The organism is Streptococcus oralis (assembly GCF_001983955.1).
GTDB classification, from domain to species: Bacteria; Bacillota; Bacilli; order Lactobacillales; family Streptococcaceae; genus Streptococcus; species Streptococcus jiangnanensis.
In genome coordinates this window covers 1,393,120-1,417,085 of record NZ_CP019562.1, presented here as the reverse complement: position 1 = coordinate 1,417,085, position 23,966 = coordinate 1,393,120, and the positions used below count along the sequence as shown (strand labels likewise).

Annotated in this window: 25 protein-coding genes; 21 read left to right on the top strand and 4 right to left on the bottom strand. The window is 42.5% G+C overall.

Annotation, left to right across the window (positions count from 1 at the left end; translation table 11 throughout):
• Positions 1-8: 8 nt before the first annotated feature.
• Positions 9-977 carry an NAD(P)/FAD-dependent oxidoreductase gene (locus BWR56_RS06860; protein WP_076984711.1) on the bottom strand — a complete coding sequence of 323 codons (969 nt, stop codon included), beginning with the start codon at positions 975-977 and terminating at the stop codon, positions 9-11.
• Between the two features lie 136 nt (positions 978-1,113).
• On the opposite strand from BWR56_RS06860, the gene cdaA reads away from it, so the two are divergent.
• From cdaA to BWR56_RS06810, 9 genes are all read left to right on the top strand, one after another.
• A complete protein-coding gene (gene cdaA, locus BWR56_RS06850) occupies positions 1,114-1,971 on the top strand; it encodes a diadenylate cyclase CdaA (protein ID WP_049505292.1) in 858 nt (285 codons plus the stop codon).
• Positions 1,958-2,755, top strand: coding sequence for a CdaR family protein (locus BWR56_RS06845; RefSeq protein WP_049505293.1), 798 nt, complete (start codon positions 1,958-1,960; stop codon positions 2,753-2,755). Before cdaA ends, BWR56_RS06845 begins: the two co-directional genes overlap by 14 nt.
• A gap of 30 nt (positions 2,756-2,785) precedes the next feature.
• Positions 2,786-4,138 (top strand): phosphoglucosamine mutase, encoded by a 1,353-nt coding sequence (gene glmM, locus BWR56_RS06840; RefSeq protein WP_049505294.1) that lies wholly within the window; start codon positions 2,786-2,788, stop codon positions 4,136-4,138.
• Positions 4,139-4,212: 74 nt separating this feature from the next.
• Complete coding sequence (locus BWR56_RS06835) at positions 4,213-4,587, top strand: DUF1149 family protein (RefSeq protein ID WP_049505295.1); 375 nt, start codon at positions 4,213-4,215, stop codon at positions 4,585-4,587.
• Between the two features lie 2 nt (positions 4,588-4,589).
• Positions 4,590-5,438, top strand: a complete 849-nt coding sequence (locus BWR56_RS06830; RefSeq protein ID WP_049505296.1) for a DegV family protein — start codon at positions 4,590-4,592, stop codon at positions 5,436-5,438.
• A gap of 152 nt (positions 5,439-5,590) precedes the next feature.
• A complete protein-coding gene (gene dapB / locus BWR56_RS06825; protein ID WP_076984710.1) occupies positions 5,591-6,358 on the top strand; it encodes a 4-hydroxy-tetrahydrodipicolinate reductase in 768 nt (255 codons plus the stop codon).
• Positions 6,355-7,554 carry a CCA tRNA nucleotidyltransferase gene (locus BWR56_RS06820; RefSeq protein ID WP_076984709.1) on the top strand — a complete coding sequence of 400 codons (1,200 nt, stop codon included), beginning with the start codon at positions 6,355-6,357 and terminating at the stop codon, positions 7,552-7,554. The genes dapB and BWR56_RS06820 overlap by 4 nt, the downstream gene beginning before the upstream one ends.
• A complete protein-coding gene (locus tag BWR56_RS06815; RefSeq protein ID WP_049505299.1) occupies positions 7,551-9,419 on the top strand; it encodes an ABC-F family ATP-binding cassette domain-containing protein in 1,869 nt (622 codons plus the stop codon). Before BWR56_RS06820 ends, BWR56_RS06815 begins: the two co-directional genes overlap by 4 nt.
• Positions 9,416-10,027, top strand: a complete 612-nt coding sequence (locus BWR56_RS06810; protein WP_076984708.1) for a hypothetical protein — start codon at positions 9,416-9,418, stop codon at positions 10,025-10,027. Before BWR56_RS06815 ends, BWR56_RS06810 begins: the two co-directional genes overlap by 4 nt.
• 53 nt (positions 10,028-10,080) lie before the next feature.
• On the opposite strand, the gene mntE is transcribed toward BWR56_RS06810, so the two are convergent.
• Positions 10,081-11,274 (bottom strand): CDF family manganese efflux transporter MntE, encoded by a 1,194-nt coding sequence (mntE, locus tag BWR56_RS06805; RefSeq protein ID WP_049505301.1) that lies wholly within the window; start codon positions 11,272-11,274, stop codon positions 10,081-10,083.
• Between the two features lie 306 nt (positions 11,275-11,580).
• Here mntE and BWR56_RS06800 point away from each other — a divergent pair, with 306 nt between their 5' ends.
• The 5 genes from BWR56_RS06800 to yaaA all read left to right on the top strand — a co-directional run bounded on the left by BWR56_RS06800 (position 11,581) and on the right by yaaA (position 17,425).
• Positions 11,581-14,277 (top strand): cation-translocating P-type ATPase, encoded by a 2,697-nt coding sequence (locus BWR56_RS06800; RefSeq protein WP_049505302.1) that lies wholly within the window; start codon positions 11,581-11,583, stop codon positions 14,275-14,277.
• A gap of 104 nt (positions 14,278-14,381) precedes the next feature.
• Positions 14,382-14,792, top strand: coding sequence for a peptide deformylase (locus BWR56_RS06795; protein ID WP_049505303.1), 411 nt, complete (start codon positions 14,382-14,384; stop codon positions 14,790-14,792).
• 11 nt (positions 14,793-14,803) lie between these two features.
• Positions 14,804-16,399 carry a hypothetical protein gene (locus BWR56_RS06790; protein WP_061420548.1) on the top strand — a complete coding sequence of 532 codons (1,596 nt, stop codon included), beginning with the start codon at positions 14,804-14,806 and terminating at the stop codon, positions 16,397-16,399.
• An 86-nt stretch (positions 16,400-16,485) separates the two neighbouring features.
• Positions 16,486-16,617, top strand: a complete 132-nt coding sequence (locus BWR56_RS09905; RefSeq protein WP_231071304.1) for a DUF3953 domain-containing protein — start codon at positions 16,486-16,488, stop codon at positions 16,615-16,617.
• Positions 16,618-16,696: 79 nt separating this feature from the next.
• Complete coding sequence (yaaA, locus tag BWR56_RS06785; RefSeq protein WP_076984707.1) at positions 16,697-17,425, top strand: peroxide stress protein YaaA; 729 nt, start codon at positions 16,697-16,699, stop codon at positions 17,423-17,425.
• Between the two features lie 31 nt (positions 17,426-17,456).
• Here the strand turns inward: yaaA and BWR56_RS06780 are convergent, their stop codons facing one another.
• The gene (locus BWR56_RS06780) at positions 17,457-18,005 is read right to left on the bottom strand and encodes an NADPH-dependent FMN reductase (RefSeq protein ID WP_076984706.1); all 549 of its coding nucleotides are present in this window, start codon (positions 18,003-18,005) and stop codon (positions 17,457-17,459) included.
• A 91-nt stretch (positions 18,006-18,096) separates the two neighbouring features.
• Positions 18,097-18,543, bottom strand: coding sequence for a MarR family winged helix-turn-helix transcriptional regulator (locus tag BWR56_RS06775; RefSeq protein ID WP_081390680.1), 447 nt, complete (start codon positions 18,541-18,543; stop codon positions 18,097-18,099).
• Positions 18,544-18,661: 118 nt separating this feature from the next.
• Here BWR56_RS06775 and BWR56_RS06770 point away from each other — a divergent pair, with 118 nt between their 5' ends.
• From BWR56_RS06770 to BWR56_RS06740, 7 genes are all read left to right on the top strand, one after another.
• On the top strand, positions 18,662-19,138 hold the full coding sequence (locus BWR56_RS06770; protein WP_076984705.1) for a cell wall elongation regulator TseB-like domain-containing protein: 477 nt from the start codon (positions 18,662-18,664) through the stop codon (positions 19,136-19,138).
• 9 nt (positions 19,139-19,147) lie between these two features.
• Positions 19,148-20,326 (top strand): pyridoxal phosphate-dependent aminotransferase, encoded by a 1,179-nt coding sequence (locus BWR56_RS06765; protein WP_076984704.1) that lies wholly within the window; start codon positions 19,148-19,150, stop codon positions 20,324-20,326.
• A 152-nt stretch (positions 20,327-20,478) separates the two neighbouring features.
• A complete protein-coding gene (gene asnS, locus BWR56_RS06760; protein WP_049505310.1) occupies positions 20,479-21,822 on the top strand; it encodes an asparagine--tRNA ligase in 1,344 nt (447 codons plus the stop codon).
• Positions 21,823-21,970: 148 nt separating this feature from the next.
• The gene (gene rpsF, locus BWR56_RS06755; protein WP_049505311.1) at positions 21,971-22,261 is read left to right on the top strand and encodes a 30S ribosomal protein S6; all 291 of its coding nucleotides are present in this window, start codon (positions 21,971-21,973) and stop codon (positions 22,259-22,261) included.
• 11 nt (positions 22,262-22,272) lie between these two features.
• Positions 22,273-22,743, top strand: a complete 471-nt coding sequence (ssbA, locus tag BWR56_RS06750; protein WP_000609595.1) for a single-stranded DNA-binding protein SsbA — start codon at positions 22,273-22,275, stop codon at positions 22,741-22,743.
• A gap of 31 nt (positions 22,744-22,774) precedes the next feature.
• Positions 22,775-23,014 carry a 30S ribosomal protein S18 gene (gene rpsR / locus BWR56_RS06745; RefSeq protein ID WP_000068664.1) on the top strand — a complete coding sequence of 80 codons (240 nt, stop codon included), beginning with the start codon at positions 22,775-22,777 and terminating at the stop codon, positions 23,012-23,014.
• A gap of 259 nt (positions 23,015-23,273) precedes the next feature.
• Positions 23,274-23,783, top strand: a complete 510-nt coding sequence (locus BWR56_RS06740) for a GNAT family N-acetyltransferase (RefSeq protein ID WP_049505312.1) — start codon at positions 23,274-23,276, stop codon at positions 23,781-23,783.
• Positions 23,784-23,966 lie beyond the last annotated feature (183 nt).

The window sequence follows — 23,966 nt, the reverse complement described above, 5'->3', positions numbered from 1 at the left end:
TTCTTTTCTTATAAACTGGTCGAGTGTTTGGGTTGAACTTTTTGTTCTGGGTCAATGTAGTTAATGGCATTGTTAACAGCTGTTGGAGCTTCACCCAGTCCTGTAGCGATCAAATCAATCTTACCTTCATAGTAGCAGCAGTCGCCGATAGCATAGATACCTGCTTGGCTAGACTCTTGCTTGCTGTTGACGATAATCTTGTGACGATTGAGGTCCAGACCCCATTTTTTAAGATTTCCGACAGAAGACTTGAAGCCGTAGTTGACAAAGAGGTGGTCCACCTCAATCGTTTCGGTTTCATCTGATTTGACTTTGGTGATTTCCAGTTTATCAAGTGTTTTTCCATCTCCAAGGAGTTGGCTAGGAACGAAAGGTGTCTTGATGGTTACAGATGATTCTTGTAGAGCTTGCACACTATGTTCCAAGGCGCGGAAATTATCTCTGCGGTGAACGAGGGTAGTTGGGGCAATCTTTTCAAAAGCCAATGCCCAGTCAACTGCTGAGTCCCCTCCACCAAGGATGGTCACTTTCTTACCAGCGTATTGCTGGATATTGGCAACGTGGTAGTGGATATTTTCATAGTTTTCGACGCCATCTAATTCGAGCGGACGCGGTTTAAAGGCACCGCCACCCATGGCAATGATGACTGTTTTAGTCAGGTGTCTTCCCTTGTTGGTTATAATGCTAAATCCTTGATCTTGTTTCTCAATCTCAAGAACGGTTTCGTTGAGGTGAACAGGTGTGTCAAAGCCATCTAGCTGCTCAAGCAAACGCTTGGTTAACTCTTCTCCAGTTAAGTTTGGAAAACCTGGCACATCAAGGATTTGCTTTTCAGGGTAGAGGATGGCTGGTTGACCACCGAGCTGGGGAAGGGAGTCGATGATTTGGACTTTGGCTTGGCGTAGGTGGGCGTAAAAGGCAGCAAAGAGCCCGACAGGACCGCCACCTACAATGGTAATATCATAGAGTTGAGACATGATTTCTCCTTCGTTTTTTCTAGTCAGTTTATTTTATCATAATTTTGCTTAATTTAAAATGAAGTAGGATGGGGAAAAAATGAGCAGAAAATGGTATAATAGTACGGAAAGTGTTTTGACAGGGAGGAGGCCAGGGATGAATTTTCAACAATTATCCAATTTGCAATACTGGACGAGTTTGTTTTCAAGTCCTTGGACAATAGTCACCAATCTGATTGATATTCTCATTGTGACTTATATTTTATATCATTTTACCAAAGCGATTGCAGGGACCAAAATCATGATATTGGTGCGGGGTGTTCTGGTCTTTATTTTAGGTCAGATTCTGTCCAATATGATTGGTTTAACGACCATTTCCTGGCTGATCAATCAGATCATCACTTACGGGGTTATCGCAGCGGTGGTTATTTTTTCACCAGAGATTCGGACTGGTTTGGAACGATTGGGCCGGGCTACGGATTTCTTCTACAATGCCCCTATTAGTGCAGAAGAGCAAATGGTTCGTGCCTTTGTCAAATCAGTCGAGTACATGAGTCCGCGTAAGATTGGTGCTCTAGTAGCGGTGCAGCGTGTGAGAACCTTGCAGGAATACATCTCAACTGGGATTCCTCTAGATGCTAAAATTTCCTCTGAGTTATTGATTAATATCTTTATCCCCAATACACCCTTGCACGATGGTGCGGTCATTGTCAGAGAAGACAGGATTGCCGTAACTTCAGCCTACCTACCCCTGACTGAAAATACTGGAATTTCCAAGGAGTTTGGAACACGTCATAGGGCGGCGATTGGTTTGTCAGAAGTATCGGATGCTCTTACCTTTGTGGTTTCTGAGGAAACAGGTGGAATCTCAATCACCTATAATGGAGTCTTTAAGCATGATTTGACCTTGGAAGAGTTTGAATCGGAGTTAAGAAGAATCTTGCTTCCAGCATCAGAGAAAAAACAAGGTCTGAAAGAGCGTTTGCTAGGAGGATTGAAACATGAGAAAAAATAGTCTTTATATTATTTCTTCCTTCTTTTTCGCCTGCATCCTCTTTATCTACGCGACTTCTACAAACTACCAGAATAGCAACAGTGCCAGACAAGTGCGGACAGAAACTTATACCAACACGGTCCTTAATGTCCCAATCGATATTCAGTATGACAGTGATCAGTATTTTATCAGTGGTTTTACATCTGAAGTTACTGTCTTCCTAACTGGATCAAATAGAGTTGCATTAGCGAGCGAGATGCAGGAAAGCACTCGGAAATTCAAGGTCAAAGCTGACTTAACCAATGCTAGTGTAGGAACCATCGAAGTTCCTCTAACCATTGAAAATTTACCGAGTGGTTTGACGGCTGTTGCAACACCGCAAAAGATAACAGTGAAGGTCGGTAAAAAAGCAAAACGAGATAATGTAATCGTTGTGTCAGAGATTGACCCTAGTCAGATTGATTCTCGTGTGAAAATTGATACAGTCACTGTGTCAGATGAGAAAGTAACGGTTATTAGTGACGAGGAAACTCTCTCTAGAGTAGATCGTGTCATTGCCATCTTGCCAACGAGTGAACGGATAACAGGTAACTATTCGGCTTCTGTTCCTCTACAAGCAGTCGATAAAAATGGAAATGTCTTACCAAGCGTCATTATGCCATTTGACACTACAATGAAAATTACAACCAAGACAGTATCGTCTAGCTCGAGTTCTTCGTCAGCGACCTCGTCAACGGGCTCTTCAACCAGCAGTTCGTCTTCAACGAGTTCAGAAACGAAACCAGACTCGTCTAAACAGGACTAAATAAAATAGTAGAAAAGGATGATAAATAAAATGGGTAAATATTTTGGGACCGATGGAGTCCGTGGAGAAGCAAACGTAGAATTGACGCCAGAATTGGCCTTTAAATTGGGACGTTTTGGTGGTTATGTTCTTAGCCAACATGAAACGGAAGCTCCTAAAGTCTTTGTAGGACGTGATACACGTATCTCCGGAGAAATGCTAGAATCTGCCTTGGTGGCAGGTCTTCTATCAGTAGGGATTCACGTCTACAAACTGGGTGTCCTTGCAACACCAGCAGTAGCTTATTTGGTTAAAACTGAGGGAGCTAGTGCGGGTGTCATGATTTCAGCGAGTCACAACCCAGCCCTTGATAATGGAATTAAATTCTTTGGTGGGGATGGTTTCAAACTTGATGATGAAAAAGAAGCAGAAATCGAAGCCTTGCTTGATGCTACAGAAGACACTCTTCCTCGTCCGAGTGCTGAGGGCTTGGGAACCTTAGTGGACTATCCAGAAGGCTTACGTAAGTATGAAGGCTACCTTGTTTCAACTGGAACTCCTCTTGAAGGAATGAAAGTGGCCTTGGATACAGCCAACGGTGCAGCAGCTACGAGTGCTCGTCAGATTTTTGCTGATTTAGGTGCTCAGTTGACAGTTATCGGTGAGACACCAGATGGTCTTAATATCAACTTGAATGTTGGTTCAACACACCCAGAAGCTCTCCAAGAACTAGTCAAAGAAAGCCAGTCAGCTATTGGTTTGGCCTTTGACGGAGACAGTGACCGTTTGATTGCTGTTGATGAAAATGGCGACATCGTTGATGGTGATAAGATCATGTACATCATTGGGAAATATCTTTCTGAAAAAGGCCAGTTGGCTCAAAACACCATTGTGACAACAGTTATGTCTAACCTTGGTTTCCATAAGGCCTTGGAGAGTGCTGGCATTAACAAGGCAGTGACTGCTGTTGGTGACCGCTATGTCGTTGAAGAAATGAGAAAATCAGGCTACAATCTTGGTGGTGAACAGTCTGGTCACGTTATCTTGATGGACTACAATACAACTGGTGATGGTCAATTATCAGCTGTCCAATTGACCAAAATCATGAAAGAAACAGGTAAGAGCTTGTCTCAACTGGCATCAGAAGTGACGATTTACCCACAAAAATTGGTCAATATCCGAGTGGAAAATGCCATGAAAGAAAAAGCCATGGAAGTACCAGCTATCAAAGCCATCATCGAAAAGATGGAAGAAGAGATGGCAGGCAACGGCCGTATCCTTGTCCGCCCAAGTGGAACAGAACCCCTCTTGCGTGTCATGGCAGAAGCACCAACAACAGAAGAAGTCAACTACTATGTAGATACGATTGCTGCTGTGGTTAAAGATGAAATCGGAATTGACTAAAGCCTAGAAAAACTAGATGAAATGATAAAAATGTGGTACAATTGCATAGTAAATTGTAGCAATGGGAGAGAAAAATGAATCTTAAAAGAGAACAAGAATTTGTTAGCCAGTATCACTATGATGCTCGTAACTTTGAATGGGAAAATGAAAATGGCGCTCCTGAAACCAAGGTAGACGTGAACTTTCAGTTACTCCAACACGACCAAGAAAACCAAGTAACTTCGCTAGTTGTTATCTTGAGTTTCATGATTGTCTTTGACAAATTTGTCATCAGCGGGACGATTTCCCAAGTGAACCATGTGGAAGGTCGTATTGTCAACGAACCAAGCGAATTTAACCAAGAAGAAGTCGAAACCTTGGCACGTCCATGTTTGAACATGCTCAATCGTTTGACGTATGAAGTAACAGAAATCGCCTTGGATCTTCCAGGGATCAATTTGGAGTTTTAGTCATGAAATTAGCTGTCATTACAGATTCTTCCGCCTATTTAGAGGAGAAGACGCTGCAAAGAGAGAATCTATTTATCTTGGATATTCCTGTCAATATTGATGGGGAAGAGTATGTCGAAAGTGTCAATCTGACTGCTGAGGAATTTTATCAAAAAATGGCTCAGTCTGCTGAATTGCCTAAGACCAGTCAACCAAGTATTGCTAAATTGGATGAGATTCTAAGTTCCTTGAAAGAAGATGGCTATACCCATGTCTTGGGACTCTTTCTTTCGTCAGGGATTTCAGGTTTTTATCAGAATATCCAATATATGTTAGACGAGTATGAAGGTTTGACCATTGCCTTTCCAGATACTCATATCACAAGCTCCCCTCTAGGATTTATGGTAGAGAGTGCCTTTGAATGGGCAGAACAGGGCGATGATTTTGCTCAGATTCAGGAGAAATTGGCTATTCAAATCGCTGATAACTCCGCCTTTATCATAGTAGATGACCTTGATCACTTGGTTAAGGGAGGACGTCTGTCAAATGGTGCGGCCATCCTAGGAAATCTTCTCAGTATCAAGCCCATTCTTTACTTCAATGACCAAGGTGTAATTGAAGTTTACGAAAAAGTTCGTACGGAAAAGAAGGCAACCAAACGTTTGGTGGAAATCATCAAAGAGTTGACAAAAGATGAGGACTACCGTATTACAGTCATTCATGGGAACGCTCCTCAAAAGGCAGCGGATTTACGTCAGCTTTTGATTGAGAGTGGTGTGAATTCTGAGATTCCAATTGTTAGCTTTGGTAGTGTCATTGGGACCCACCTTGGAGAAGGCAGTATTGCCTTGAGCTATACGCCAGTTGTCTAGATTGTTCTGGGCAGACTTTGTATCTTAGAAAATGAACACGGACTATCTGCCTCTTGAAAAAAGATGCCTGTCTTGCCTTTCGTGGAAAGTCAGCGCCATTCCCTATTTTTCATGGGCAGCTAACGTCCTTTGTATCTTAGTCAGGAGTAGTTATGAGTATTCGAGTGATTATTGCTGGGTTTAAGGGAAAGATGGGCCAGGCCGCTTGTCAGATGGTTTTGGCTGATCCTGACTTGGACTTGGTTGCAGTGTTGGATCCTTTTGAGTCTGAATCAGAATGGCAGGGGGTTCCTGTCTTCAATGATAAGGAAGCCTTGGTTGGATTTGAAGCGGATGTCTGGGTAGACTTTACAACACCAGCCGTTGCTTACGAAAATACGCGCTTTGCCCTTGAAAATGGCTTTGCTCCTGTCGTAGGAACAACAGGATTCACTAGTGAAGAAATTGCAGAACTAAAAGCATTTTCCCGTGAACAAGATTTGGGTGGTTTGATAGCCCCTAATTTTGCCTTGGGTGCTGTCTTGCTTATGCAATTTGCAACGCAGGCTGCCAAATATTTCCCAAATGTGGAGATTATCGAGCTTCATCATGACAAGAAAAAAGATGCTCCGAGTGGAACAGCCATTAAAACAGCTGAGTTGATAGCAGAAGTTCGAGAGTCTATCCAACAAGGTGTGCCTGATGAGGAAGAACTGCTTGCAGGAGCTCGTGGAGCTGACTTTGAAGGTATGCGGATTCACTCAGTTCGTTTGCCAGGCTTAGTAGCCCATCAAGAAGTTATCTTTGGCAATCAGGGAGAAGGATTGACCCTCCGTCATGACTCCTATGATCGCAGCTCCTTCATGACAGGGGTCAATTTGGGAATCAAAGAAGTTGTCAAGCGTCATGAGCTTGTCTATGGATTAGAACACTTATTATGAGATTAACACAAATGCCTTCTGAATTTCAGAAGGCTTTACCAGTATTAGAAAAAATTAAAGAAGCAGGTTTTGAAGCCTATTTTGTTGGGGGCTCTGTTCGAGATGCCATTCTCCATCGTCCCATCCATGATGTGGATATTGCGACCTCATCCTATCCAGAGGAAACCAAGCAGATATTTTCCCGCACAGCCGATATCGGAATTGAGCACGGAACGGTCTTGGTCTTAGATGGTGACGAGGAGTATGAGGTAACCACCTTTCGGACAGAGGATGTCTATGTAGACTATCGCAGACCCAGTGCAGTTTCCTTTGTGCGCTCGCTAGAAGAAGATCTCAAGCGCCGTGATTTCACAGTAAACGCCTTTGCCTTGGATGAGACAGGAGAAATCATCGATTTGTTCGATGGTCTCAAAGATCTGGAAAACCAAGTCTTGCGAGCGGTTGGGGTGGCTAGTGAGCGTTTCAATGAAGATGCCTTACGTATCATGCGTGGTTTTCGTTTTCAGGCCAGTCTCGGTTTTAAACTTGAGCCAGAAACTTTTGAAGCGATGAAGACCTTGACGCCACTCTTGGAGAAAATTTCTGTGGAGCGTACCTTTGTTGAATTTGACAAACTCTTGCTTGCACCTTTTTGGCGTGTTGGCTTGTTTTCTATGATTGAGAGTCAAGCTTATGATTACCTCCCTGATATGACAGACAGTCGAGAAAAGCTCCAAAAATTGTTTGATTTAGAGGCGGATTTCACCTTTGAGTCTTCTGAACAAGCTTGGGCGGCTCTCTTGTGGGTACTGGAAATTGAGGATGCTCAACAATTTTTGAAGCATTGGAAGACCTCACGCCAATTTACAAAGCAAGTACAGGATTTGCTGACTATTTTGGCTTTGCGTGAAAAGGGAGAATTGAGCAAGCGTGATTGTTACCGCTTTGACTTGGATTCCCTTCTACAAGCTGAACGTCTTCGTCAAGCCCAAGGAAAAGAGGTCAACCCCCAACTTATCACAGAAACTTACCAGAGTTTGACCATTCATGACAAGAAAGAAATCCAGATTAACGGTGGTATTTTAATCAAGGAATATGGTTACCAGCCAGGTCCAGATTTGGGAGAGATTTTAACAGAGATTGAGTTTGCCATTGTCGATGGTGACTTGGAGAATGACCGTGATGCCATTCATACTTACCTGAGGGAGAAAAAATGAGTGATTTTATCGTTGAAAAACTAAGTAAATCCGTTGGTGACAAGACCGTTTTTAAAGATATTTCTTTTATAATCCATGATTTGGATAGAATCGGTCTCATTGGTGTCAATGGCACGGGTAAGACCACCCTTTTAGATGTTTTATCAGGTGTTTCAGGCTTTGATGGGGATGTCAGTCCTTTTTCAGCTAAAAATGATTACCAGATTGGCTACTTGACTCAGGATCCAGAGTTCGATGATAGCAAGACGGTTTTGGATACAGTCCTATCCAGCGACCTCAAGGAAATCCAGTTAATTCGTGAATATGAACTGCTCATACTCAACTATAGTGAGGATAAGCAGGCTCGTCTAGAACGGGTCATGGCAGAGATGGATTCTCTCCAAGCCTGGGAAATCGAAAGTCAGGTCAAGACTGTTCTTAGCAAGTTGGGTATTCAGGATTTGTCGGCTCCAGTTGGTGAATTGTCAGGTGGTCTGAGAAGACGGGTCCAGTTGGCGCAAGTTCTTCTGGGAAACCACGACCTCTTGTTACTGGATGAGCCGACAAACCATCTGGACATTGCGACCATCGAGTGGCTGACCCTCTTTTTGAAAAATTCCAAGAAGACCGTTCTCTTTATCACCCATGATCGCTATTTCCTAGACGCGTTGTCAACACGAATTTTCGAGTTGGACCGAGCTGGTTTGACGGAGTATCAGGGAAATTATCAGGACTATGTTCGCCTCAAGGCTGAACAGGATGAACGCGATGCCGCTCTCCTTCATAAAAAAGAACAACTCTACAAACAAGAACTGGCCTGGATGCGCAGACAACCGCAAGCGCGTGCGACCAAGCAGCAGGCTCGGATCAATCGTTTCCACGACTTGAAAAAGGAAGTTTCAGGTGGCGTTGTTGAAACAGACTTGACCATGAACTTTGAAACTAGCCGTATTGGGAAGAAAGTCATCGAATTTAAAGATGTTTCCTTTGCTTATGAGAATAAGCCGATATTACAAAATTTTAATCTCTTGGTGCAAGCCAAAGACCGTATCGGAATCGTTGGGGACAACGGTGTCGGGAAGTCAACTCTGCTTAATCTCATTGCAGGGAGTCTTGAGCCGACTAAAGGTCAAGTTATCATCGGTGAGACGGTTCGCATTGCCTATTTCTCTCAACAAATCGAAGGCTTAGACGAGAGCAAGCGCGTTATCAATTACCTGCAGGAACTAGCAGAAGAGGTAAAGACCAGTGGTGGTTCTACGACTTCCATCGCTGAGTTGCTGGAGCAGTTCCTCTTCCCACGTTCGACGCATGGAACCCTGATTGAGAAATTGTCTGGTGGAGAGAAAAAACGCCTTTATCTCCTCAAATTGCTTTTGGAAAAACCAAATGTTCTTCTTTTGGACGAGCCGACCAATGACCTAGATATTGCGACCTTGACAGTCTTGGAAAATTTCTTGCAGGGCTTTGCAGGTCCTGTCTTGACAGTTAGCCACGATCGTTATTTCTTGGATAAGGTAGCGACCAAGATTCTCGACTTTGAGAATGGCAAGATTCGTACTTTCTTTGGCCATTACACCGACTATCTTGATGAAAAAGCCTTTGAAACAGAGATGGCCAATCAAGTGCAAAAGGCCGAAAAGGAGAAAGTGGTCAAGGTCCGTGAAGACAAGAAACGCATGACCTACCAAGAAAAGCAGGAGTGGGGAAGCATTGAAGGGGATATTGAAGCCTTGGAAAATCGTATTGCTGCTATTGAAGAAGAAATGCAGGCAAATGGCTCTGACTTTGGTAAACTAGCGACTCTTCAAAAAGAGCTAGACGAGAAAAACGAAGAACTTCTTGAAAAATACGAACGCTATGAATACCTAAGTGAGTTGGCATGATGGAAGAAAAAGTCATTAAACGTAGTCCCAAGAAAATCATTTGGAATACCTTGTTTGGCTTTGCTTCAGTGCTTTTCTTCTTGCTGCCTCTCTCTTATCTCCATTCGTACTCGCAAAAGGGAACTAAACTTCATACGATAAGTCTGTTATTAATACTGCTTGTCCTCTTTTGTGCTGGAGTAGTCGTTTATCAGACATACAGGCTGTTAAGTTCCGATAAGGAATATTTGAGATGTACTGTCGAGGGGTTTTACTACAAACAAAATCCAAAGAAACCTAGTCATTTCTACGCTTGGGCAGATGTAGAGGACTTTTCCTTCTCTCGGATTCGAGGGAAGTATAGGGATTCTTATCGGATTGAAGTTGATTTTAAAAACAAGGAAAATGTGAAATCCCAATCCTTTCTAGCTCTGTTGAAGAGAAGGATTCTCCCTTTTCATCAGTCAGCAGATTTAATTATCCCGATCTTTCTACTAGATGTAGGACTTCCTGAAAGGGTCTATGATGCCATGAAGTACTATGAAAGAGAATGGCGTATCGAACAAAATCGTCAAGCAAGAAAAGAGGCAAAACAAGCTTCGAAAAGCAAATCTTCCAAACCGTCATAGTCCGTCTTTGCTTAAAGTGGAATAATCAAAAAGGCCCTATCCACTGGATAGGGTCATTGTTTGTCTTCTTTTTTAGTTTCTTGGTGGAAGATGTTTTGCCAAGTTTCATGGCGACGCCAGATACTGGTATGGACGATGCCATCTAGCTCATAGCAAATGAGCTTGGTTTTCTGACTAATGGAAGTAATCTGAATGTCCTTAATCGCAGCACTAAGTTCTTTTTCGGCTTGATAAGCCTCTTTATCCATCTGCTCTCCGTCTTGACGAATATAGACAAAATCATCAGCTAATAGTTCTTCCAGTTGGTTTCCTTGGTCAATCAATTGTTCACGCATGAGCAATTTTTTATAGACATTGTCTAAAACTTCATCCTCAGGGATAGGCGCTGGCTCAATATGGACATCGGTATCAAAGACTCCAAAACGTTCTTCCAGCATGGATTCGACCTGGTCCGCAATCTCATGACTCTCATAGACTGATAAGTCAGGATTCATTTCCAGGGTGATATCAAGGTAGATATTGCTACCGTAGGTACGCCCTCTTTGGGACTTGACCTTACTAATCTTTGGAATCTCCATGATGGCCTTCTGGTAGTCCTCTAGCAGGCGGTCATCAAAACCATCTGAAAGACTGAAGGAAGACTCGATAAAGATATCATAGGCTGTTTTTAAGATAAAGAAGGTGATGATGATAGCGACCAATTTATCCACGATAGGGTAATTGAAACTGCTGGCTAGGATAGCAATGGAAGTCCCAAGCGAGGTGACAGCATCGGAAAGATTGTCCTTAGCAGCTGCCTTGAGAGCCTTGGATTTGGATTTCTTACTGAGGCGTGTGTTGTAGAGATAGACCACAAACATAATCGCTGCTGAAATGATTCCTAGAATCGCTCCCAGAGGATCAATGGGTGTTTGTTCCCGACTGAGGATTTTCTGAATGGTGTCCCGAAGCACATCAAAACCAACATAGAACATGATGATGGAAGTAATCAAGCTAGCCAAATCTTCCATCTTCCAGTGACCAAAGCGATGGTCACGGTCTGCAGGTTGGCGGGCCATCCGAATCCCAATCAAGAGAGCAACGTTTCCGATAATATCGGATACGTTGTTGAAACCATCTGCCACCAAACTGGAGGAATGCAGGAGGTGGCCAGTTGCCAATTTTGCCGCAGACAAGAGGAGGTAAGTCGAAATGCTGATAATGGCTCCACGTTCTGCCAATTTGAGATTTGACATGGATTGATTCATCGGGCTTCCTTTCTAGGCATATAGTATTCTACCATTATACTGGTTTTCATGGGAAAATTCAAATTTAGTCTTGTTTCATCTGATTTTAACCCTTGAAAACTTTTCAAATTTTGATATAATAGTACTACTCAAGGGAGTAGCTGGCAGAAACCTGTGATAGTGTCGTCATTCCGAATTGTATACTGAAAAGTATGTTTTCCGGCACTATCTTAAACAGCGAGACTTGTTATGATTAACAGGTCTCTTTTTGTTTGTCATAAAACCAAAAGAGAACTTGTTTTGCACACAATGTCAAGGAGGAGACACATGTCAAAAGAACAAAAACGCCAAGCGTTTTATACTCAGAGTCCTGAAGAGGTCTTGAAGTCGGTTGAAGCAACTGAGCAAGGTCTTTCGTCAAGCGAAGCACAGAAACGCCTAGTTGAATATGGACGCAATGAACTGGAAGAGGGTGAGAAAAAATCTCTCCTAGTCAAGTTTATCGAGCAATTTAAGGATTTGATGATTATTATTTTGGTGGCTGCAGCCATCTTGTCCGTCATAACTTCTGGTGGGGAAGATATTGCAGATGCCATCATTATTCTAGCAGTTGTTATCATCAACGCTGCCTTTGGTGTTTACCAAGAAGGAAAAGCAGAAGAAGCCATCGAAGCCCTCAAGTCTATGTCTAGTCCAGCTGCTCGCGTTATTCGTGATGGGCATATGGCTGAGATTGACTCAAAAGAATTGGTACCAGGTGATATCGTTGCTCTTGAAGCAGGTGACGTCGTACCAGCAGACCTACGTTTGCTAGAAGCTAATTCACTTAAAATCGAAGAAGCAGCCCTAACAGGTGAGTCTGTTCCAGTCGAAAAAGACTTGACCGTTGAGCTCTCTGCAGATGCTGGTATTGGTGACCGTGTCAATATGGCCTTCCAAAACTCAAACGTGACCTACGGTCGTGGTCTTGGTGTTGTTGTCAATACAGGTATGTATACTGAAGTGGGTCATATCGCTGGCATGCTCCAAGATGCTGATGAGACAGATACGCCACTCAAACAAAACTTGAACAACCTTTCTAAGGTCTTGACCTATGCAATTTTGGTTATTGCCCTTGTTACTTTTGTAGTTGGAGTCTTCATTCAAGGTAAAAATCCACTTGGTGAGTTGATGACCTCTGTTGCGCTTGCTGTTGCAGCCATTCCAGAAGGACTTCCTGCTATCGTGACGATCGTTCTTGCCCTTGGTACTCAAGTTTTGGCCAAACGAAACTCTATCGTTCGTAAGTTGCCAGCAGTCGAAACACTTGGTTCAACAGAAATCATCGCTTCTGATAAGACTGGTACACTTACCATGAACAAGATGACAGTCGAGAAAGTCTTCTATGACGCAGTCCTACATGACTCATCTGATGATATTGAACTTGGCTTGGACATGCCACTACTTCGTTCAGTTGTCTTGGCCAACGATACTAAGATTGATGCTGAAGGAAACTTGATCGGGGATCCAACGGAAACAGCCTTCATCCAGTATGCCTTGGACAAGGGCTACGATGTTAAAGGGTTCTTAGAGAAATATCCTCGTGTAGCTGAATTGCCGTTTGACTCAGATCGTAAACTCATGTCAACGGTTCATCCATTGCCAGATGGTAAATTCCTCGTGGCAGTCAAAGGGGCTCCAGATCAACTTTTGAAACGTTGTGTTGCTCGTGATAAAGCAGGAGATGTTGCTCCGATTGATGAGAAAGTTACTGAATTAATCCATACAAACAACTCTGAAATGGCTCACCAAGCCTTGCGTGTCCTTGCAGGTGCTTATAAGATTATTGATAGCATTCCAGAGAACTTGACTTCTGAAGATCTTGAAAACAACTTGATCTTTACTGGTTTGATTGGGATGATTGACCCTGAACGTGCCGAAGCTGCAGAAGCTGTTCGTGTGGCCAAGGAAGCGGGAATCCGTCCAATCATGATCACTGGTGACCACCAAGACACAGCAGAAGCCATTGCCAAACGTTTGGGAATTATCGACGAAAATGACTCGGAAGACCATGTTTTGACTGGTGCTGAGCTTAACGAACTTTCTGATGAAGAATTTGAAAAAGTCGTTGGTCAATACTCTGTTTATGCGCGTGTATCTCCAGAACACAAGGTTCGTATCGTGAAAGCTTGGCAAAACCAAGGTAAGGTCGTTGCTATGACAGGTGACGGTGTTAATGACGCTCCAGCTCTGAAAACAGCCGACATCGGTATCGGTATGGGAATCACTGGTACAGAGGTTTCTAAGGGAGCTTCTGACATGATTCTTGCAGATGATAACTTTGCGACCATCATCGTCGCAGTTGAAGAAGGACGTAAGGTCTTCTCAAACATTCAAAAGACCATTCAGTACCTACTTTCTGCCAATACGGCTGAAGTATTAACCATCTTCCTATCAACCTTGTTTGGTTGGGATGTCTTGCAGCCAGTTCATCTCTTGTGGATCAACTTGGTAACCGATACCTTCCCAGCTATCGCTCTTGGTGTTGAACCAGCTGAGCCAGGTGTTATGACCCACAAACCACGTGGACGCAAATCAAGCTTCTTCTCAGGTGGGGTCATGAGTTCTATTATCTATCAAGGTGTACTCCAAGGGGCTCTCGTCTTGACTGTTTATGGTCTTGCTCTTGCCTATCCGGTCCATGTAGGAGACAATCACGCCATTCACGCAGATGCCCTCACTATGGCCTTTGCAACACTTGGTTTGATCCAGCTCTTCCATGCCTATAATGTCAAGTCTGTTTACCAATCTATCTTGACAGTCGGACCGTTCAAGTCTAAGACCTTCAACTGGTCAATCTTGGTATCCTTCATCCTCTTGATGGCAACAATCGTTGTAGAACCGCTTGAAGGTATCTTCCACGTAACCAAACTAGACTTATCGCAATGGGGTATTGTTCTAGCTGGAAGCTTCTCAATGATACTTATCGTTGAAATCGTCAAGTTTGTTCAACGTAAACTTGGTCTTGATAAGAATGCGATTTAAAAAGAAAGTCATCTTCGGATGGCTTTTTTTGCATTTGAGGAGAATGGTTAGAAGTTATCCTCTTTTGTGCTATAATAAAGTAAAATAGCAAGGAGTGAAAGAGAATGGAAAAGAAAATTGTCCGAGATGTCTTATTCTTGTCGCAGGTCTCGAAAGCTGCAAGTCAGGAAGACCTTTATTTGGCTAAGGATTTGCAGGATACCCTGCTGGCCAATCGCGAGACCTGTGTCGGTCTAGCGGCCAATATGATTGGCGTGCAGAAGCGTGTCATTATCTTTAATCTTGGCTTGGTTCCCATGGTCATGTTTAATCCCGTTCTCCTTTCCTATAAAGGACCTTACGAGACAGAGGAAGGGTGTTTGTCCTTGACTGGGGTGCGACCAACAACTCGTTATGAAACGATTACAGTTTCCTATCGTGATAGCAAGTGGCAGGAACAGACCATTACGCTAACAGGTTTTCCAGCTCAGATCTGCCAGCATGAACTGGATCATTTGGAAGGACGGATTATTTAGGAGAAACTCAGATGAAACGTATACTTTTTGAACTTGTTTTTATCGCAACGACATGGTATATTTTTTTACCACCCTTCAATCTGACTAGCTGGGAATTCATCTTCTTTCTCTGTGGGCATTTGGTGGTGATGGGGATTTTGTTTAGTTTCCGCAAGGATACCAATCTCCTCAAAACTGTTCACCTACGCCATGGCAAGGCTACCAAAGATCTCAATCTAGAAGGATTCCTTTTTACCAAACTTAGTAGAGGATTGTTTCTGACTGCAGGTATCATTTTTGCCCTTGCTGGTCTGGTAAGCCTAGTAACCTCTAGCTTTTTCCAAGCAAAAAATTATGCTAATGTGGTATCCATTACAGAAAAAGACTTTAAAGATTTTCCTAAGAGTGATACCAGTAAGGTTCCAATCCTAGATCGGAGCACTGCAGAAAAGATTGGAGACCGTTATCTAGGATCTCTGACGGATAAGGTCTCCCAGTACGTGGCAGCAGATACCTATACCCAGCTGACGGTTGATGGCAAACCTTATCGAGTGACTCCTTTGGAGTATGCCGACCCGATCAAATGGTTTAATAATCAGTCCAAGGGAATTGGCGAGTATATCAAGGTTGATATGGTGACAGGAAATGCGGAATTGGTGGATTTAAAAACGCCAATGAAGTATTCAGACTCTGAGTATTTTAACCGCGATGTCAAACGTCATCTTCGGATCAAGTATCCGACCAAGATTTTTAAAACGCCATCCTTTGAGGTGGATGATGCAGGCAATCCTTTCTATGTAGCAACTGTTTATCAAAAGCAGTTTGGTCTAGGAGTCCCTCGCCCTTCGTCTGTTATTATCTTAGACGCCACCAATGGAGAAACCAAGGAATACAGCTTGGATGAAGTACCAGAATGGGTGGATCGTGTCTATCCAGCAGAAGAAACCATTGAGCAAATCAACTACAACGGTAAGTATAAAGACGGCTTCTGGAATGCCTTGATTTCTAAGAAAAACGTCACCCAAACGACAGAGGGCTATAACTATCTTTCTATCGGAAATGATATTTATCTCTACACAGGGGTGACTTCAGCAAATGCTGATGAAAGTAATCTAGGATTTATCCTTGAAAATATGCGCACTGGTGAAATCACCAAGTACAATCTAGCTTCAGCAACCGAAGAATCAGCCCGTGCTTCCGCAGAAGGAGCAGTGCAAGAGAAGGCCTACAAGGCTACCTTCCCTATCCTTGTTAATCTCAATGACAGGCCTCTTTATATCATGGGCTTGAAAGATAACGCAGGCTTGGTCAAGGAGTATGCATTGGTCGATGCCGTGGAGTACCAAAACGTCATCGTAGCAACTACGGTAGATGAACTCCTCAGCAAGTATGCCAATAAAAATGACCTCGAGTTGGATAATGAAACGGTAGAAAACATCAAGGGTATCGTCTCAGACCTTAAATCAGCTGTCATCAAGGGTGATACCGTCTATTTCTTTAAAGTTGATGGCAAGATTTATAAGGTCAAGGCTTCAGTGTCAGACGACCTTCCTTACCTCGAAAATGGCCAAACCTTCGAAGGTCAAGTTGGAAAAGATAATTATCTCAAGACCTTTAAAGTACAATAATACTCTTAGAAAATCAAATTCAAACTACGTCAGCGTCGCCTTGCCGTACTCAAGTACTGCCTGCGGCTAGCTTCCTAGTTTGCTCTTTGATTTTCATTGAGTATAAAAATAGGTTTTCTCAGTTCAAGGAGAAAAAAGATAAATTCTTATCTATCTTAACAAGCTTAGCTGGCACAACCCTTGTTCTCGTGGCTATCTGGTTAGGATGGCCAAAATAAACAGAGAAACCTCGGTATGAACCGAGGTTTTTAAGATGAAATTCTTGGTCGTGATTGAAAAATATGCTACACTAACAATATGAAAATTTTAATCCCAACAGCAAAAGAAATGAACACAGACCATCCTTGTATCGAAGCGCTCCCGTTGAGTGAAGAAAGTCAGGCAGTCCTTGACTCACTGGCGAATTATTCAGCTAGTGAATTAGAGACTTTTTATAAGGTATCTGTCGAGAAAGCAGAAGAAGAGTACGGCCATATTCAAGTTTTAAAAGATCACAGGGCTAAACATTATCCAGCCTTGAAACTTTTCGATGGTCTCATGTACCGCCATATCAAACGAGATGAGTTAACCAAGGCTGAACAAACCTATCTTGAAAATCATGTCCTAATTACCTCGGCTTTATACGGTGTTGTCCCCGCCTTGTCGCCCATGGCTCCTCACCGTTTGGACTTCTTGATGAAGTTAAAAGTTGCTGGTAAGACTTTAAAGAGTCATTGGAAGTCAGCCTACGATGAGGCCCTACGGGATGAGAACTTGATATTCTCACTCCTATCATCAGAGTTTGAAACCGTATTTTCTAAGGAAATTAGAGAAAAGATGGTGACCTTCAAATTTATGGAGGATAAGGCAGGTCAGTTGAAAATCCACTCAACTATTTCAAAAAAAGCCCGTGGCGCCTTTTTGACCGCCTTGATAGAGGGGCAAGTCCAAACAGTCGAACAAGCTCGCCAGCTCAGTTTTGCAGGTTTTGACTACCAACCTGATTTATCCAGTGACTTAGAACTCGTCTTTGTGAAACAAGCATAAAACCAGCTCATTCGAGCTGGTTTTTGCTGTATTAGTTGATGGCTGCAAGAAGGTCGTCAGCTTGTTTTGCAAGTGATGAAGCAGTTGCTTCTTCTAACACCAATTTTCCGTCTGCCCAAGCAGAGTCATTGACACGAGCGGCTGTAAAGTCACCAACGACTTGTGTACGGATAAATGGCAAGAGGTCTTTATAAATAGCAAAGAGTTGATCGTGACCGGCATTGGCTACAGATGAGACAGTAACAAACTTGTCTTGGAGAGCAGAAGCGCCACGTGTATCAGACAAGTCAAGGGCACGAGAGAGCCAGTCAAGCAAGTTTTTCACTGTTCCAGGGATAGAGAAGTTGTAGACTGGAGAGAAGATCCAGATAGCATCCGCAGCAAGGACTGCTTCACGAGCAGCAGCTACAGCTGGATGAGTTGGAACTTCCAAATCTTGGCTGAAGAGAGGAACAGCTGAGTAATCAAGATAGCTAACTTCTGCTTTTCCAGCAAGTACTTTTTCAGCTTCGAGGGCCATTTGGTTGTTGAAAGAACCTTGGCGTAGTGAACCGACGATAAATAATACTTTTTTAGACATGATGTGTCTCCTTTAGTTTAAAATTCAAAGAGCGAACTCTTTTGTTACCATCTATGTTACAACAAATGATACTAATTAGCAATAATTTTGCTCACAAATTTTTAAATTTTTTTAAAATGCGGATTAAGTCTTCCTTTTCGCCATCTTCCAAGATGCTGAGTGCTTCTAAGATAGAATCGATATGGTCAGGAAGAACCTCTTCGATTTTTCTGCGTCCTGCAGGTGTTAATTTCAGGAAAAAGGATCGACGATCCTTGGGGTCGCAAGTTCTAGAAATCCATCCATCTCGAACCATATTTCGAATGACAACAGTCATGTTTCCAGAAGTGGCCAACATTTTTTCAATCAAATCCTGAATGCGTAGTTCCCCCTTGCTATAGAGGGTTTCCAAAACTGAAAATTGGGTGGGTGTTAGCCCGTGTTCTTTAGCAGCCTTAGCTTCATATGGTTTAAAAGTCCGTATGGCTTTATTGAGGACGATAGCCGTTTTTAAGTCTAGTTGATTATCGGAAATTTTCTCTTTCAAATATTGTTTCATAAGGTTATTTTATCAATAATGAGAGAGAAAAACAAGAACTTATATTTTATAGGAAAAGAATCTCAGAATGTTCCTGTCTTCACTTGTAATACAGGAGGATAGATGGTAAAATAGACGAGTGAAACTAAGACAGAAAAAAGCAAAAAACAAGCTACTTATACAATACGGAATCGGCATTTCTCTGGTGATACTAGTGCTGACTGGATCCTTTCTTTACCTGATTTCGCTTAGCATGAAACCCTATCAAGATGCTAGTGTTGAAGGAGAAAAACTGGCCAAGCAGTATGCAGAATTGGAAAAGGCAGATCAGGTTGATTTTTTTAATGGTTCGGAAGCTTATTACAGCCTTCTGGGGCATAATAAAAAGCAAGAGGCCATTGCCGTACTGATTGAAAAGAATGACCACAAGATTTACGTTTATCAGCTAGATAAGGGGATTTCTCAAGACAAGGCAGCGACGATTTCGAGGGAAAAAGGTGCTAGTGACATTGACAAAGTCACTTTTGGTCGCTATCAGGACAAGCCGATTTGGGAAGTTAAGTCAGGAAACCACTACTATCTGATAGATTTTGAAACAGGAGCAGTGATCCAATAAGGAGGGCATATGAAACTATCCAAACGTGTACTAGAAATGGAAGAAAGTGTCACTCTAGCTAGTGATGCAAGAGCCAAAGCATTAAAAGCTCAGGGAAAGGATGTTCTTTTCTTAACCTTGGGACAGCCTGATTTTCATACTCCTGAAAACATTCAGGATGCAGCGGTAGAAGCGATTCGAGATGGACGAGCTTCCTTTTATACAGTTGCTTCAGGTCTGCCAGACTTAAAGGCTGCGGTTAATACCTATTTTGAACGCTACTACGGGTATTCCGTAGCGGCTAACGAGATTACCTTTGCCACTGGTGCTAAGTTCTCTCTCTACACCTTCTTTATGGCTGTGGTCAATCCAGGTGATGAGGTCATCATTCCTACACCATACTGGGTCAGCTATGGAGACCAGGTCAAGATGGCAGAAGGTGTGCCAGTCTTTGTCCAGGCTAAGGAAGACAATCACTTTAAAGTAACAGTCGAGCAGCTAGAAGCGGCCCGAACAGATAAGACCAAGGTCTTGGTTCTCAATTCACCATCGAATCCGACCGGTATGATTTACACTCGTGAGGAATTGATGGCTATCGGAAATTGGGCTGTTGAACATGATGTCCTCATCCTAGCAGATGATATCTACGGACGTCTGGTCTATAACGGAAATGAATTTGTTCCAATCTCTAGTCTGTCAGAAGCCATTCGCAAGCAAACCATCGTTATCAACGGAGTATCTAAGGCTTATGCCATGACTGGTTGGCGGGTAGGTTATGCTGTGGGAAATCCTGAAATTATCGCTGCCATGAGCAAATTAACAGGACAAACGACTTCAAATCTGACAGCAGTATCTCAATATGCTACCATTGAAGCCCTAACTGGACCGCAAGACTCTGTTGAAACCATGCGCCAAGCCTTTGAAGAACGTTTGAATACCATTTATCCACTCTTGTGCCAAGTCCCAGGTTTTGAAGTTGTCAAGCCCCAAGGAGCCTTCTATCTCTTCCCAAATGTTAAAAAAGCGATGGAAATGAAGGGTTATACAGATGTGACAGAGTTTGCAACGGCTATTCTCGAAGAAGTCGGACTGGCCTTGATTACAGGAGCTGGATTTGGAGCACCAGAAAATGTTCGTCTCAGCTATGCCACAGACTTGGATACATTAAAAGAAGCTATTCGTCGTTTGCATCAATTTATGGAAAAATAAAACTTAGAATCTTCGCCTTTTTAGCGAAGATTTTTTGTAACGAAAATCTCGCGATTTTTCTCTAGTAGAACCTAGCTATCACAGTCTATTTATGGTAAAATAGTGGGTAATGATGTCTTCGGACAAGTTAAACGAAAAAAGGAAGATAGATTATGACAAAACGTGTAACAATTATTGATGTAAAAGACTACGTTGGTCAAGAAGTGACCATCGGAGCCTGGGTTGCCAATAAATCAGGAAAAGGGAAAATTGCCTTCTTGCAATTGCGTGATGGAACAGCCTTCTTCCAAGGTGTAGCCTTTAAACCAAACTTTATTGAAAAATTTGGTGAAGAAGTGGGACTTGAGAAGTTTGATGTCATCAAACGATTGAGCCAAGAGACTTCAGTTTATGTGACAGGAATTGTCAAAGAAGACGAACGTTCTAAGTTTGGCTATGAGTTGGATATTACAGACATCGAAGTGATCGGTGAATCTCAAGACTACCCAATCACACCAAAAGAACACGGAACAGACTTTTTGATGGACAACCGTCACTTGTGGCTCCGTTCTCGTAAGCAAGTGGCTGTGATGCGAATCCGTAATGCTATCATCTATGCAACTTATGAGTTCTTTGATAAAAATGGCTTCATGAAGTTTGATAGCCCAATTCTTTCAGGAAATGCGGCAGAAGATTCTACAGAACTTTTCGAAACAGACTACTTTGGAACACCAGCCTACTTGAGTCAATCTGGTCAGCTTTACCTTGAAGCTGGTGCTATGGCCCTTGGTCGCGTCTTTGACTTTGGTCCAGTATTCCGTGCTGAAAAATCAAAAACACGCCGTCACTTGACTGAGTTCTGGATGATGGATGCGGAGTACTCCTACTTGACACACGATGAGTCACTTGACTTGCAAGAAGCTTATGTTAAAGCTCTTCTTCAAGGCGTTTTGGATCGTGCGCCTCAAGCCTTGGAAACCTTGGAACGTGATACAGAGCTCTTGAAACGCTACATTGCAGAGCCATTCAAACGCATCACTTACGATCAAGCCATTGATCTCTTGCAAGAGCATGAAAATGATGAAGATGCTGACTACGAGCATTTGGAACATGGCGATGACTTTGGTTCACCACACGAAACATGGATTTCAAACCACTTTGGTGTGCCAACATTTGTCATGAACTACCCAGCAGCTATCAAGGCCTTCTACATGAAACCAGTTCCTGGAAATCCAGAGCGCGTACTTTGTGCAGACTTGCTTGCACCAGAAGGTTACGGAGAAATCATCGGTGGTTCTATGCGTGAGGAAGACTACGATGCCCTTGTCGCTAAAATGGAAGAACTGGGCATGGATCGTACAGAATACGAATTTTACCTTGACCTTCGTAAATACGGTACAGTACCACATGGTGGATTTGGTATCGGTATTGAACGTATGGTAACCTTCGCAGCAGGTACAAAACACATCCGTGAAGCTATTCCATTCCCACGTATGTTGCACCGTATCAAACCATAAACTAGTAAAAAGAAGATATTTTCATCTTCTTTTTTCACTTTTATCTTGCTATCTATCAGTTTTTCTAGTATAATAATTAATTGTGAGCAAACCTCACTTACCCCTTGCAAAGTCTTGGGGTCATTAGACCAAAAGGAGGAACATATCAATGGCTAAATACGAAATTCTTTATATCATTCGTCCAAACATTGAAGAAGAAGCGAAAAACGCTTTGGTAGCACGTTTTGACTCTATCTTGACTGACAACGGTGCAACTGTTGTTGAATCAAAATCATGGGAAAAACGTCGTCTTGCATACGAAATCCAAGATTTCCGTGAAGGACTTTACCACATCGTTAACGTTGAAGCAAACGACGACGCAGCTCTTAAAGAGTTTGACCGTCTTTCAAAAATCAACACTGACATTCTTCGTCACATGATCGTCAAACTTGACGCGTAAGAAGGTAAATTATGATTAACAATGTTGTACTTGTAGGGCGTATGACACGTGACGCTGAGTTACGTTATACCCCATCAAATGTAGCAGTTGCGACTTTTACTCTTGCAGTAAACCGTACATTTAAGAGTCAAAATGGCGAACGTGAGGCTGATTTTATCAATGTCGTTATGTGGCGCCAACAGGCTGAAAATCTTGCTAACTGGGCTAAGAAAGGCTCTCTTATCGGGATCACAGGCCGTATCCAGACTCGTAGTTACGATAACCAGCAAGGACAACGTGTCTACGTAACAGAAGTCGTGGCTGAGAATTTCCAAATGTTGGAAAGCCGCGGAGTGCGTGAAGGACATTCAGGTGGAGCTTATTCTGCACCAACTGCTGGCCAATCAGCACCTGCAAACCCAGTACCAGACTTTTCACGTTCTGAAAATCCATTTGGAGCAACCAATCCATTGGACATTTCAGATGATGATTTACCATTCTAATGGACAATTAATACTATAAAGGAGAAAAAACATGGCTCAACAACGTCGTGGCGGATTCAAACGCCGTAAAAAAGTTGATTACATCGCAGCAAACAAAATTGAATATGTTGATTACAAAGATACTGAGCTTCTTAGCCGTTTCGTTTCAGAACGTGGGAAAATCCTTCCTCGTCGTGTAACAGGAACTTCAGCTAAAAACCAACGTAAAGTAACAACAGCTATCAAACGCGCTCGCGTAATGGCTTTGATGCCTTTCGTAAACGAAGATTAAAAAAGAGGTCCGGGTGGACCTCTTTTTCATGAGCTCGGAAATAAGAAAGCGAATTAAGACCCATACGGGTCTTTTTTTCACGAGCATGGAAATGAGAGAGCGAGTTGAGGTCCGGGGGACCTCTTTTTCAGATTTTTATGGGACTTTGTTAGAAAGGATTCCCTGTTGATCTAGTAAGATCCTTTTATCTTACTAGGTTTTTCTTTTAATCTTTATTATCGTGCTATAATGGTAGGAGAAAGCTATAAAGGAGCAACTTATGAAGACGATATGTTCAATTAGAAAAATGCAAGAATCTGACATACAAGATCTATCTCGAGGATTTATCAGCCAAGGTTGGTCAAGTAGAGAGGAGATTTTAACTCGATACTTTAAGGAACAAGAATGTGGGGAGAGAGAAGTCTTAGTTGCAGAGGTTGAGGGTGCTTTAGCGGGTTATATCACAATTTTGCCCTGCGCTAAGCAGGGGCCTTTTGCAGAAATCTATCCAGAACTCTCAGATTTCAATGTCTTTGAACCTTTTCAAAATCAAGGTATTGGAAATCTCTTGCTGGAAGAAGCAGAAAAACGAGTTAGGCTCATATCGGATAAGGTGACCCTTGGTGTTGGGCTCCATTCAGGGTATGGACCTGCCCAGAGATTGTACATCAAACGAGGCTATATTCCAGATGGGACGGGTGTTTGGTATCAGAACCATCAACCGGCCATGAATGCGGTGTATGAAGATATCGGAGAATTGGTCTTGTATCTGTCGAAAAATTTGTTTTAAGACAGATTTTATAAGATTTAAATTTTAAATATAGTAAACAATCACAGTCTCTTTTTCATTCGGAAAAGGGATTTTTTGTTTGAAATTGTTTGATTTATTCCTCAAAGTGGTAGAATATAATTGTTTGAAATATCAATACAAATATAAATATACAACAAGACATATAAATAATAGTTTGTGTAT